The 13,879-nt window shown below is 43.4% G+C and carries 9 protein-coding genes and 1 pseudogene; all 10 read left to right on the top strand.

What is annotated here, in order from left to right:
• The first annotated feature begins 121 nt into the window (after positions 1 to 121).
• Positions 122 to 3,778 carry a hydantoinase B/oxoprolinase family protein gene (locus tag GDA45_05635; GenBank protein ID MBC6414345.1) on the top strand — a complete coding sequence of 1,219 codons (3,657 nt, stop codon included), beginning with the start codon at positions 122 to 124 and terminating at the stop codon, positions 3,776 to 3,778.
• A 30-nt stretch (positions 3,779 to 3,808) separates the two neighbouring features.
• Complete coding sequence (locus tag GDA45_05630; GenBank protein ID MBC6414344.1) at positions 3,809 to 4,492, top strand: dienelactone hydrolase family protein; 684 nt, start codon at positions 3,809 to 3,811, stop codon at positions 4,490 to 4,492.
• A gap of 121 nt (positions 4,493 to 4,613) precedes the next feature.
• Positions 4,614 to 5,192, top strand: a complete 579-nt coding sequence (locus GDA45_05625; protein MBC6414343.1) for a DUF4390 domain-containing protein — start codon at positions 4,614 to 4,616, stop codon at positions 5,190 to 5,192.
• A gap of 77 nt (positions 5,193 to 5,269) precedes the next feature.
• On the top strand, positions 5,270 to 7,348 hold the full coding sequence (locus GDA45_05620) for a HAMP domain-containing protein (protein MBC6414342.1): 2,079 nt from the start codon (positions 5,270 to 5,272) through the stop codon (positions 7,346 to 7,348).
• Entirely contained in the window at positions 7,345 to 8,607 is a 1,263-nt protein-coding gene (locus GDA45_05615) for a sigma-54-dependent Fis family transcriptional regulator (protein ID MBC6414341.1), read from the top strand. Before GDA45_05620 ends, GDA45_05615 begins: the two co-directional genes overlap by 4 nt.
• Positions 8,604 to 9,986 carry a Trk system potassium transporter TrkA gene (gene trkA, locus GDA45_05610; protein ID MBC6414340.1) on the top strand — a complete coding sequence of 461 codons (1,383 nt, stop codon included), beginning with the start codon at positions 8,604 to 8,606 and terminating at the stop codon, positions 9,984 to 9,986. Before GDA45_05615 ends, trkA begins: the two co-directional genes overlap by 4 nt.
• Positions 9,987 to 9,988: 2 nt before the next feature.
• On the top strand, positions 9,989 to 11,440 hold the full coding sequence (locus tag GDA45_05605) for a potassium transporter (GenBank protein ID MBC6414339.1): 1,452 nt from the start codon (positions 9,989 to 9,991) through the stop codon (positions 11,438 to 11,440).
• A gap of 56 nt (positions 11,441 to 11,496) precedes the next feature.
• Entirely contained in the window at positions 11,497 to 12,459 is a 963-nt protein-coding gene (pip, locus tag GDA45_05600) for a prolyl aminopeptidase (protein MBC6414338.1), read from the top strand.
• A 3-nt stretch (positions 12,460 to 12,462) separates the two neighbouring features.
• Positions 12,463 to 12,900, top strand: coding sequence for a D-tyrosyl-tRNA(Tyr) deacylase (locus GDA45_05595; GenBank protein MBC6414337.1), 438 nt, complete (start codon positions 12,463 to 12,465; stop codon positions 12,898 to 12,900).
• 204 nt (positions 12,901 to 13,104) lie between these two features.
• Positions 13,105 to 13,710, top strand: a pseudogene (locus tag GDA45_05590) (SAM-dependent methyltransferase).
• The last annotated feature ends 169 nt before the right edge of the window (positions 13,711 to 13,879 follow it).

Genomic DNA, 13,879 nt, shown 5'->3' with positions numbered 1-13,879 from the left:
TTTCGCTCGTTATATTCATCTTTTCCTCGATAAAATTAAATTATAAATAAGCATCTTAGCGAAGTCAGGATTTTCCGTTATAAAATTAAATAGCAAAACGATAATTTAATATTACCAGAAAATGACGAACGGCAGCAATCATAGGACGAACGGACAAAAAGCAGATAATCAGAAGTGGTTTTTTTGGATTGATAGAGGAGGCACATTCACCGATGTAGTTGCCAAAAACACTGCAGGTGAATGGCTAGTACATAAATTGCTGTCGGAAAATCCGCAGTGTTATGCCGATGCAGCGTTGCAAGGTATGCGAGATGTACTAGACATTTCCGCTACGACGCCGATACCTACCGAAAGTATTGCAGAGGTGCGTATGGGCACGACGGTGGCAACTAACGCACTGTTGGAACGCAAAGGTGAACGTATCGTATTAGTAGTGAGTAAAGGGTTCGCCGATTCGTTGCGTATTGCTTATCAAACACGACCGAAATTATTTGACTTAGATATTAAGCTGCCCAACCCACTATATGAATCGGTTATAGAAATAGACGAACGCGTAGACGCGCAAGGTAATGTATTAAAAGCGATCGATACAAAAGCTACAAAACAGGCACTTGAGTTGGCTTATCAAGACGGCATACGCAGTTGTGCAGTATGCTTTATGCACGGTTATAAATATCCGTCACACGAAAAAATGCTTCGCCAAATTGCTGAGCAAATCGGCTACCAACAAATATCTGTTTCGCACGAGGTGAGCCCGATGATAAAGTTTGTTGGTCGCGGCGGCACAACGGTGGTCGATGCATATTTGTCTCCGGTATTGCTGCGCTATGTACACCACATATCCAAAGCCTTGCCTAAAGTGCCTATTTTTTTCATGCAATCAAGCGGTGGGCTGATAGCCGCAGAGAATTTTCGTGCCGGCGATAGCTTGTTATCAGGACCGGCAGGAGGCATAGTCGGCGCCGTAAAAGCCGGCTTACAAGCGCAGTTAAAAAATATAATTAGCTTTGATATGGGCGGCACATCCACTGATGTCTCGCACTTTTGTGGAGACTACGAACGCGCTTACGATAGTCACATAGCTGGTATACATCTGCAGGCTCCAATGCTGAATATACACACGATTGCGGCCGGCGGCGGTTCGATAGTCAAGTTTAGCAACGGCCGCTATCAAGTAGGCCCCGAATCAGCGGGAGCCAACCCCGGCCCGGCGAGCTACCGCAACGGAGGTCCTTTAACTTTAACCGACTGTAATCTCATTTTAGGACGTATACAGCCGCATTATTTTCCTAAGTTGTTCGGTAGCGATAGTAAACAGAGTGTAGATGTAGATATAGTTGCGCAAAAATTCGCTACCTTAACCGAAGAAATTAATCTAAAAACTGGTAGCAATCGCTCAATGCACGAAGTTGCATCGGGATTTCTTGCGGTTGCCGTTAACAACATGGCACAAGCTATCAAAAAAATATCAGTGCAACGCGGCTATGATCTAAGCCATTATGCGCTATGTTGCTTCGGTGGTGCTGGCGGCCAACATGCCTGCCAAGTAGCCGATGTGTTAGGCATACAACAAATACTGATACATCCGTTAGCAAGCGTATTATCCGCTTACGGCATAGGGCATACGAACTTAAGTGCATTGCGCACCCGTACCGTTGAATTGCCTATAGCAGAAAAAGACAGTGAAGTCCTTAACCAAATATGGCGCACGCTAGCCGAACAGGCGATAGCCGAGATTACCCAACACAGCACTGACTCAAACCATATTCAAATCCATAGACGCGTACACATATGTTATCAAGGTAGCGACTATACACTGGAGATTGATTTTGACAAGCATAAAAATTTACGCAAAACATTTGAAGCACTACACAAACAGCGGTTTGGCTTTATACTGCCCGATACATCGCTTATTATTGCCAACCTTTCGTTAGAAGCGGTAAAAGCCACGCACTCCGAAACCGATCTGTATGAGATGGCAGAACTGCAGACAAAAAAAGAAACAGAACCCATAGCCATCAAACTCTACACCGGTGAAGGTTTAAGAGAAGCTATGTTGCACGAACGTCAAACACTCGCCCCCCATCAATCTATTAAGGGGCCTGCTTTGATAGTTGAGGCAAACCAAACCATAGTCGTAGAACCACAGTGGCAAGCTCAAATTACCGAACGCAACGACCTATTGATAGAAAAGCAGACAAGCCCTGATAAGCACGCAATAACTTTGATAAACAACGATGCAATGGCAGCTGACCCAGTTAAGATAGAAATTTTTAATCATTTATATATGTCAATCGCCGAACAAATGGGCATCACGCTGGCAAACACTGCACACTCGATTAATATCAAAGAGCGGTTGGATTTTTCATGCGCGATATTCGACCGCAACGGTAGCTTGATTGCCAACGCACCGCATGTGCCGGTGCATTTAGGTTCGATGGGAGAGACCGTACGCTCGGTAATCAAACAATCTAGTGACACCATGAAAGACGGCGATGTATATGTATTGAATAGCCCTTACCACGGCGGTACGCATTTACCAGATATCACTGTAATCACACCGCTGTTTTATCATCAAAGTAAACAACCGTTGTTTTATGTAGCCTGCCGTGGGCATCACGCCGATATAGGCGGCATTACTCCAGGGTCGATGCCACCCAATAGCCAGCATATAGAAGAAGAAGGTGTGCTGATAGACAATTTTTTGTTGGTGCAAAACGGTTGCTTTGCGGAAGTAGCGCTTAGAAAAATGTTGCAACAAGCTACTTGGCCAGCACGTAATATAGATACCAATATCGACGATTTGAAAGCGCAGATCTCAGCAAACTATAAAGGCATTGCCGAACTCAAAAATATGATTAACGACTACGGATTGCAAACAGTATGCGCTTATATACAACATATACAGGATAACGCAGAGCAGGCGGTGCGCGACACAATAAAAAATCTATCCAACGGGCAATTCGTTTATCCTTTAGAGCACGGTGGTATTATCAAAGTTGCAATCTCGGTTAGCAAAGATAAAAAATCTGCAGTGGTAGACTTTACCGGCACTTCGCCACAAAGTGATACTAATTTTAACGCACCATCGGCAGTCGCACGCGCTGCAGTGTTATATGTTTTTCGCACCTTAGTCAATGCCGATATACCTTTGAACGAAGGATGCCTGAAACCTATACAGCTTATTATTCCACAAGGCAGTCTGCTGAGCCCGGACTACCCGGCAGCAGTCGTTGCTGGTAATGTAGAAACATCGCAAGCAATCGTCAATGCGCTGTATGGAGCTTTGGGGATACTCGCCGCTTCGCAAGGCACGATGAATAATGTAACCTTCGGTAACGAACAATTTCAATATTACGAAACACTATGCGGCGGTGCCGGTGCGGGTGCCAATTTTGACGGTGCCGATGCAGTGCATACGCACATGACAAACTCTAGACTCACCGACCCCGAAGTTCTAGAATCACGCTTCCCAGTATTATTGGAAAGCTTTAGCATTCGCAAAAACAGTGGTGGTAATGGCAAGCATAGAGGTGGTAGTGGTGTGTTGCGCAAAATATTATTCTTAGAGGAGATGAGTACCTCAATAGTGGCTAGTCATCGTACAATAGCACCTTTCGGATTGAACGGTGGTAGCCCTGGACTGTGTGGACACAACAGCGTGCAACGCAAAGATGGTAGCATAGAGCGACTGGCTGCGAGTGCAACCGTTGCGATGCAAGCAGGAGATAAGTTAATTATTGAAACGCCTGGTGGTGGCGGTTTCGGCAAACCATAGCAATTTACTAATAAATAAGGAACATCAACAATGACCCAACAACCTGATGCCGATAACGGCAGACAAACTTGGCATGGTGTGCGTAGACTGGCACAGCAAAAAGCCATCGGTGGCGTTATTCTGTTGCACGGCTTGGGTGCAACTGCTAAAGAACTCGCAGCTGGTTTCTCTATGCTACCGCTAACCAATAAAAACCGTATTACTTTTTTCATACCGCAAGCACCCATACAACCAGTCACATTAAACGGTGGAATAAAAATGCCAGCGTGGTTCGACATCCTCGCATTGGAAGATGCCCAGCCGCAAGAGGATCTAGTCGGTTTAGAAAGATCCAGAAAACTAATCAAGCAACTAATAGATGAAATGATAGCAAGCGGGGTACCTGCGGATAAAATCATCATCGGTGGTTTCTCGCAAGGCGGGGCGCTTGCGATGTATTGCTTGTTCCAAGAAATACAAATGTATGCTGGAGCTTTTTCCTGGTCGGGCTATATACCACGCGGTGAGGCAATACCCGATAACCACGGCACACCAGTATTATTAACCCACGGCACCGAAGATCAGGTCATCCCACTACGCGCAGTACAAACTATGCCGAATGTGCTGGAGAATGCTGGATTCCAAGTGCAATCGCATGTGTTCAGCAATCTCAGCCATACCATAGATAAGCGCGTAGTAGATGTTTGGGCACAATGGCTGAGCGGGATACTGTAGAACGGTGCAACGAGCAAGCGCCGATTGCGTTATCTATTTATATTGAGTCTCGTATCACCTCTTGGCTAAAATAAAGTAAGCGACAGCTGTTTTTGTTATCTTTTTGTTATACTGGAATATTATGAAACAGCTATTTTTATATTCTGTGTTGTTTATCTTATCGGCAATACCAACATCGGGCGTGGTCGATGAAACGGTGCCATCGGATAATTTAACAGACCCTATCACTATCAGTAGCTTATCATCTGCAGTCCGAGATCATCTAATTTATCTCAGTTTACAAGCGCATTTTGAGCTACCCGACTTTTTGATTAGCGCAGTTAATACCGGCATAGAATTAACCTTTATCGTAGACATTGAAGTGTTGAATAACAGAAAAGTATTACCGAATAAAAAGTTTATCGACCTACAATGGCGCAAAAAGCTACATTTTTACGCGTTGACACAGCACTATGTCGTTGAGGACTTGAGTTTTAATCAACAGGCCAATTTTAATTCTCTGGAAAATGCACTTGCATTCCTAGGACACTACGATAATGTGCCGGTTATTGAACAGACATTATTGGCTTCGTCCCAAGCAACAAATATGCGAGTGCGCATCAAATTATCACGTGCAGACTTGCCAGTATTGCTACGGCTTAAAAGTTATGTGCTGTATCCACAGCCACTATCTTCCAATTGGTATCAGTGGTCACTCTAAATAGATTTTCAAAACCTTTATTACCTGTCGTAATTATCTTTTTACTGCTACTGATATCTTTGTTTTCCCTCAGTAGCTTGGTTCAAAACTCGCGCCTGTTTGATCAATACCACGGCTGGTTCTTGGTTTTTAATTTATTGATGCTACTCGTGCTAGGCAGCCTAGCTATAGTCAATTTCGTAAAACTAGTGCGAGATTTTTATAATAATAAATTCGGTGCGAAACTGCGCTTGCGCTTAAGTATATTGTTGACTCTATCGATATTAGTACCGGCGATTATCGTTTATACATTTTCTAATCAGATGCTCGAGGAAGGCATCGACAGCTGGTTTAATGTTGATGTAGAGAACGCCTTGAACAATTCATTAGAGTTAGGAAATTGGTCACTGAATATGCAGCTTCGCAGAATGCATCAAGATGTAGAGAAAATGGCTGAGGAAATATCCGATACACCGTCCGAGTTATCGTCGTTTGTTTTACGCTCGTTATTCGAGGAGAGCAAGCTCAGTGAAATCACCTTGCTGAATAATAATCGAGAAATTATAGCTTCCTATGGACACGACATGGAAAACATGCTACCCATATTATTGTCGGAAGATGTCACACATAAAGTATTGCAAGGTGAACCTTACATCGGTTTAGATCTGATAAAAAATAACTTTTATGCGCGCTTGGTGCTGCCTATAGAAGCCGAAGAAATACTGGGTCCCAAACGACTACTGCAGGTGCTCTATCCTATGCCTGAACGCGTCAACCGTCTGACTAGGAATGTTGAAGATGCCTATGACGAATACAAAAATTTAATATTTCTACGTGAAGCATTGAAGCAAAGTTTTAAGTTGACTCTGGTTCTAGTGTTATTATTCGGCATATTATTTGCCATCTGGGCAGCTTTCTTCTATACCCGTACACTCATCTCACCCGTTGTACAACTGGCCAGAGGCACTAAGGATATTGCTGCCGGTAAACTAAATACTCGCATAGAAGTTCCCAGCAAAGATGAGCTCGGCGAATTAGCAGCATCTTTCAATAGCATGGCCAGTAAACTAAATAAAGCGAAAGAGGTCGCCGACCATAGTCGAATGCAGCTAGAAAAACAACGCTCTTACTTAGAAACCGTACTCACGCACCTGTCTTCTGGGATACTCAGTTTAGATAAAGATCTTAAACTTAAAACAGCAAATGTCGCGGCATCGGAGATATTGTCGGTGTCAATAGAAGATCTAACAAATCAGCCGTTGCAAAAAACAGCCGAAGTCAAATGGCTGGATGAGTTTTGCGTCACGCTAAAGAGAGAATTAGCTAAAGCCAAAGAAGAATTACAGTGGGAGACTGATTTATACATAAACGAGAAAAATAAAAATTTATTTTGCAGAGGGGCACGATTGCCAGACGGTGGTTATGTTATCGTTATTAACGACATCACCGATTTAGTCCAAGCTCAACGAGATCAAGTATGGAAAGATGTAGCCCGTCGTATGGCACACGAGTTTAAGAATCCTCTAACACCCATACGTCTATCCGCCGAGCGACTAAAAAATAAACTGAAAACAAAGCTTGATAATGAAAATTACGCCTTCCTTGATCGTTCAACCGACACAATTATTCATCAAGTAGACGCAATGGGCAGAATCGTCAATGAATTTAGACAATTCTCTCAAGGTGATGCGCCTTTAAGACTGCAGAAATTGGATCTACATCAACTTATAAATGAACTGGTTGATTTTTACGACCACGCTGGGAGAGTAAATATAAAATGGCAACCATGCGACCAATCAGCAATTATCAACGGTGATGAGGCACGGCTCAGACAACTACTACATAATCTGATGACTAATGCACTAGAAGCTCTAGAACAAACGCCTAAACCGCAAGTGCGCATATCAACTACGATACCTGAGCCTGATGTGATACGCGTTACAATACAAGACAACGGTCCCGGTTTTAGACTGGATGTGATAGAAAAGGCCTTTGAGCCTTATGTAACTACTAAAGAAAAAGGACAAGGTCTGGGGCTTGCGATTGTCAAAAAAATCGTTGAAGAGCACGGCGGGAATATTTATATTAGTAATGTAGAAGACGATAGCGGTAGTATTATTTGTATAACATTAAATAAAACCCTGCCCATAACTGACAGCCAACCGGAAAAAGAATGAGTGACAATCATATTTTGGTCGTCGACGACGAGCCCGATATCCGTGCTCTGGTCAAGGATATATTAGAGGACGAGGGATATCAGGTAACTACAGCAAAAGATGCAAGCGACGCTCGCAAACATATCAAAGCGGCATTACCCAGCCTGGTTTTGTTGGATATTTGGATGCCCAATGAAGATGGAATTAGTTTATTAAAAGAATGCAAACGTAATTTTAATAATAAGTTCCCAATTGTTATGATGTCTGGGCATGGCACGATAGAGACCGCAGTAGAGTCTACTCGCCTCGGCGCTGCTGCCTTTCTTGAAAAACCCCTGACAACGGCTAAATTATTGAAAGCCGTCAAACACATGTTGCCCAACACACCGGCATCAACCGTGCGCACCTTTGCCGGATCCAGCGAAATCGCCTTGCGACTGCGCGAACAAGCCGAAAACCTAGCCAAATCGGATACTCCTTTATTCATTTATGGTGAGACCGGGACTGGCAAGGGGAACTTCGCCGAATATATACATCTGCTCAGCAAACGAGAGCAGCAAAACCTCATTACACTGACACCGACCTCCACGGTTGACGACCTAAGTGCCTATATAGCTAACGGCTTCGGTGGTGACGACACTACCTTGCTGCTCAGAGATATTGCAACGATGAGTATGCAAGAGCAAAAAGCTATAGCCGAGATGCTATCTAAAAAGACCACTGGGCGGGTGATTGCCACCGGCGATAGAAACCCAGCTCAACTTGAACGCGACGGCACTTTAATAAAACCACTGGCTCGGATATTTGAACAAGAAGTTCTATATATCCCACCACTTAGAGAACACATAGAAGATATTCTGGAGTTACTGAACACCTGTATAGATTACAACTGTGCCAATAAAATGTTGAACTATAGAGGCTTCTCTATCCCCGCACAGAACTACCTGCGCCATCATGCTTGGCCTGGCAATATGAAAGAACTAGATGATCTAGTCGTTTATTTATTACAACAAAATAAAGAAGAAGCGGTATCAGCCAACGAGGCACGCTTGGCACTAAAAAAAATACGCAGCAGCGATACACACCTAGATCTGCTACTACAAAAACCACTGCGAGAGGCGCGTGATGCATTCGAGCGTATCTATTTGGAGCAACTGCTACGCGTGGTCGGCGGTAATATCTCAAAATTAGCGAGTCGCGCAGGAATCGAGCGAACGCATCTTTATCGGAAGCTAAAATCACTGGGTATAAACACCGGTATCAGGAAGAAAAACCAATGAAAGTCATAGTGCTCGGCGCTAATCATCTAGGCATTTCTTTAGCACTTAATTTGGCTGAAGAAAATAACGATGTTACTTTAGTAGATAAAGATTTTAGACTATTTCAGGACATCCAGAGTGTTTTTGACTTAAGAACTATCGTCGGGCAAGGTTCGCATCCAGATATTCTGCAACAAGCCGATGCCGAGAATGCAGATATGCTCATCGCACTCAATGACCACGACGAGGAAAATATCATCGCTTGCCGAATTGCCCATACCTTGTTTGACATCCCGACAAAAATAGCAAAGGTTACAACACGAGGATATTTAGAAGAAAAATATAAACTGTTCGGCAAAGATGCAATTCCCATAGATGTACTCGTCAGTCCGGAACTTTCGGTTGCTAAAAACATAAAATTGCTTATCGAGCACCCTGGCACACTGCAAATTGCCGAACTAGGTGGTGGGCAACTGTTCATGGTATGTGCTAAAGCACATCAAAACGGAGCGGCGGTCGGCCGCACCACTGCACAAATTGTACAATCAGCAAGCGGCGCTACGGTGCACATTGCAGCACTCTTTAGAAATGAGAAAATCAGCTTCACCGACGAACAAACGGTGATCCAAGCCGGCGACGAAGTCTTTTTCTTAGCGCCTAAAGCACAAATCGCTGAAATAATGAAAACATTGGGTTGCGATTACCAACCGCTAAAAACAATTATGATCGCCGGCGGTGGGCAGATTGGCATGAACCTCGCCGAGCTTTTACAAAACGATTACAAAATTAAGTTGCTTGAACCAGATATTGCGCGCGCAACGATGCTTGCCGAGCGTCTGGGTAATAAAGTGGTAGTACTACATAGCGATGCAACCAACGAAAATATCTTGATAGACGAAAATATTAAACGTACCGATATGATGTGTGCAGTGACCAGTAAAGAGGAAGACAATATTTTATCCGCACTACTGTGCAAACACTTAGGTGCGAACCAAGTGCTAGCATTAATAAATCGTCCGAGTTATTTGGAATTAGTACATCTGAACCATGTCAATATAGATATTACTTTATCGCCGCAACAAGCCGCCTTCGCTTCATTACTCTGCCATGTTAGAAAAGGTGATACGGTTGCCACATACACCTTGAAACACAGCGACGCAGAAGTGATAGAACTGGTAGTTCATGGTGATGCTCGTTCATCTAAAGTCGTCGGTCGTCCGCTGAGCCGCATTCGCCTGCCGACTGGGGTTAAAGTCGGCATGATTCTACGCGGCGAGCAAGTTTTTACGGCAACCCCAGAACTAGTTATCGAATCTGAGGATCATGTGATTGTCTTCGTTGACAGCAAAAAACACATACCCAATGTAGAAAAACTGTTTATGGTTACAGCAATTTACTAATGATACATTTGCCATCCGTACAACGAGCATTGGGTATTTTGTTGATGCTATTTAGCATCGTCATGCTGATACCATTGCCGGTAGACGCATGGTACGAAGAGCATAGTAGCCGTCATTTTGTGCTATCGTTTATCATTATCCTAACCATAGGTTTTCTATTGTGGCTGCCAAGCCGCAACACCCGCGGCGAGACACACTTAAAAGAAGCGTTTTTAATGGTCGTGTTGGCGTGGATTGTATTAGGTATCTTTGCTGCATTGCCGCTATACCTTAGCGACAACCCGAAAATGACACTACACGATGCGGTTTTTGAAGCGCTATCAGGTTTGACTACAACTGGTGCAAGTGTCCTGCCATCTTTGGATAATATCCCTCATGCCATTTTATTTTACCGGCAGTTACTACAATGGATAGGTGGTCTTGGTATCATCGTCATTGCAATTACGATTGCCCCTATGTTAGGTGTCGGTAGCATGCAACTATATCGTACTGAAATGCTCTCTTCGGCGCGTAAAACAAAGCCGTTACCGCGAGTTAGTGAAATATCTAGGATGTTGGTCTACATCTATTTATCTTTAACCGCACTGTGTGCGCTAGCCTATTGGCTTGCCGGCATGTCAAAATTTGATGCACTATGCCATAGTTTTTCTACTATCTCTATCGGTGGCTTTTCAACGCACGATCAAAACTTCGGATATTTTGCGCATAACCCGGCAATACTGGTTATCACAATCGTTTTTATGTTAATCGCTGGGGTTAATTTCAGTTTACACTTTTTAGCCTGGCATCGTCGTTCTCTAACCGTTTATAAGCGCGATACCGAATTTAAAGTATTTCTGTCGGTTGTTTTAATCGTTGTAGCATTCACCGTTTCGTATATATATACCGCCGGTATAGATACCGCACAAAATTCAGCCTTGGTAGGTGCTTTCAATGCCGTTTCTTTCGCAACGACTACCGGCTATACCGCCACCTCGCATCATACCTGGATGGGTTTCATACCACTACTACTATTATTTGCAAGTTCTATCGGAGGATGCAGTGGTTCTACTGGTGGAGGCATGAAAGTCATTCGCTTCTGGTTGCTATTGCGCCAAGGTATCAGAGAGATGAAACAGCTTGTCCACCCAAGTGCGTGCGTGTTAGTGAAAATAGACGATATGGCACTGAGCAATCGGGTCATACAATCAGTATGGGGGTTCTTCTCGGCCTATATAGGAAGCATTATCGTAATTCTATTATTGCTGATGTCTATGGGGCTAGATCAAGAAACCGCCTTTTCCGCAACGATGGCAACTATAAACAATCTAGGTCCTGGTCTGGGATCAGTAGGAGAAAATTACGCTACTATTGGCGATATCAATAAATGGATTTTATGTTTTGCAATGATCTTAGGAAGACTTGAGATTTTCGCACTGCTCATTCTTTTTACACCCATGTTCTGGCGCAAATAAAACTATGGTTATAATATACTCACTAGCTACCGCGTTTTAGTCATCGTCATATCGCAATGCGCTCACTTTATCCACCCATTGAACCGTATAGAAAATCTACACTTGCAGTAGATAGTGAACATGCATTGTATATAGAGGAAAGTGGTAATCCCGCTGGACTGCCGGTTGTTTTTCTGCACGGCGGACCAGGAGCTGGCTGTGAAGCGAGCCATCGTTGTTTTTTCAATCCGCAACTCTACCGTATTGTATTGTTTGACCAGAGAGGCTGTGGGCTCTCTACACCACACGCAGAATTGCGCCACAACACTACTCAGCATTTGATTGACGACATCGAGCGTATACGCATCAATTTAGGAATTGATCAATGGGTGGTATTCGGTGGTTCGTGGGGCTCGACCTTAGCACTCGCCTATGCGCAAACCCATCCTAAAAGATGTCTAGGACTTATATTACGAGGTATCTTTTTATGCAGAGAACGGGATATATCGTGGTTTTACCAAGATGGTGCAAGCTATATATTCCCTGATCTTTGGCAAGATTATCAAGCCGTTATTCCACCCAACGAACGCGCTGACATGGTCGGTGCATATTATCGTCGTTTAACGGATGCAAACTCAGAAGTCCGCTTGCAAGCGGCGAGAGCGTGGGCACGATGGGAGGGGTGCACTTCCAATCTACATCCTAATACTAAGGTAGTTGATTTTTTTACCCAAGATAAGGTTGCATTGAGCTTGGCAAGAATAGAATGCCATTACTTCGTTAATCAAATATTCCTTAAAGACCAGCCGTTGCTTCAACATACCGACAAACTATCTAAAATACCCGGGGTCATCGTACACGGGCGCTATGATATAGTGTGTCCGCTTGAACAAGCATGGCTATTACATCAATCTTGGCAACAGGCCGAACTACATATCATTGCGCAAGCAGGGCATTCGGCTTTTGAACACGATATTACGAGCTGCCTCGTACAAAGTAGCGACACAATGGCTACTCGTATTAGCGGACAACATCCGTGAGCAATGATTAGCTTACTGCAGAGAGTCAGCTGTGGTTCAGTGTGTATAGAGGGTGATACCATTGCCGAGATTGCTCGCGGTATATTAGTTTTGGTTGCCGTGCAACCCAACGATGGTGAACAGTCCGCCGCCCGTATGGCTGAGCGCATTTTAGGCTATCGTATATTCTCTAATAACGAAGGACGGATGAATCTATCAGTCATGGATGTAAAAGGCGAAGTACTACTTGTACCACAATTCACTTTAGCCGCCGATACCACCCAAGGAATGCGCCCTAGCTTTACAAGAGCTGCGCAACCAGATATCGCCTCATCGTTGTTCAAATATCTATATGCCGAAATACAGCGGCGATATCAAAAACTATCGTGCGGAAAATTCGGTGCATATATGCAGGTTAAATCAGTAAACGAAGGACCAGTTACTTTTATACTGACGGTGTAATACGATTATCAATAAACAGAGGGAGGCTACGGTCTAAATCGTAGGCTTAGAAAATTTAATGGATTATAAAAACACTGCTAGCGAATGTGCTATAGTAGCCGCAATAACGAAGGCAGTATGTTCATTCAAAAGTATTACATTTTAATTGAATGACTATGTTTGATTGGATAACTTAGTTAGGTTTTTCAGCCTCGGAAGACCCTGATGTATAGAGTAGACAGAAATAATTTTTATAAAGAACAAAAAAAAACAACCATTTATACCCCGGCCGGAGTAAGTGAATTTATATACAGACTAGTCGGCGATAAAATTGATAAAACTAAACCGATACTTGATCCGTGCGTAGGCAAAGGTTCGCTATTAAAACCGTTTAAGAGAAACGGATTCAAAGTAATTGGTATTGATATTGAAAGACAGGGATTCCCTAAAACTATAGTTAGAAACTATTTAGAGATACAATGTGGCGAGGTAGAAACACCGTCTCTTGTAATTATGAACCCACCTTTTAATATCGACCGCAAGACCAAAGCATTCGTCTCAAAGCATTACGGTGGTCGCCCACTGTTGCCTGAAGTGTGGCTACAAAAAGCGATAGAACTATTTGATAAATCACTACCAATCGTGCTATTCACACCGTATGGTTTGCGTCTTAACCAAATGACAAATAGTAAAAGATGGATGAAATTTCTTAACGGAGAATATCCGGCAATTTCATCTATCATTAGTCTGCCCAAGGATATATTCGACGGTATTCTATTTCATAGCGAGATACTAATATTTAATATAAAAAAACTGCAGGGGCATTATTTTTACGACGATAGTATCCAGCCAACACGAAAAAACAACAAGCATCACCTTTATAGCGGATACGATGCGCATTGGGACTAGAAAGTTTTAGTCACACAATCGAGGGGTAAATAAGGTGTAGACAACTGCCTAATCTTCAAAGTCAAGTACTCTAAGTCTTGATAGCCATATC

The organism is Chromatiales bacterium (assembly GCA_014323925.1).
In the GTDB taxonomy this organism is placed as follows: Bacteria; Pseudomonadota; Gammaproteobacteria; order Poriferisulfidales; family Oxydemutatoraceae; genus SP5GCR1.
The sequence above is the reverse complement of the archived record's forward strand: the minus strand, read 5'-3'. Positions and strand labels throughout refer to the sequence as shown.

Excerpts from the sequence above, each read along its gene's own strand:
- GDA45_05625 (MBC6414343.1), top strand. The coding sequence starts at position 4,614 with ATGAAACAGCTATTTTTATATTCTGTGTTGTTTATCTTATCGGCAATA.
- GDA45_05630 (MBC6414344.1), top strand. The coding sequence starts at position 3,809 with ATGACCCAACAACCTGATGCCGATAACGGCAGACAAACTTGGCATGGT.
- GDA45_05615 (MBC6414341.1), top strand. The coding sequence starts at position 7,345 with ATGAGTGACAATCATATTTTGGTCGTCGACGACGAGCCCGATATCCGT.
- GDA45_05635 (MBC6414345.1), top strand. The coding sequence starts at position 122 with ATGACGAACGGCAGCAATCATAGGACGAACGGACAAAAAGCAGATAAT.
- pip (MBC6414338.1), top strand. The coding sequence starts at position 11,497 with ATGCGCTCACTTTATCCACCCATTGAACCGTATAGAAAATCTACACTT.
- GDA45_05595 (MBC6414337.1), top strand. The coding sequence starts at position 12,463 with ATGATTAGCTTACTGCAGAGAGTCAGCTGTGGTTCAGTGTGTATAGAG.
- trkA (MBC6414340.1), top strand. The coding sequence starts at position 8,604 with ATGAAAGTCATAGTGCTCGGCGCTAATCATCTAGGCATTTCTTTAGCA.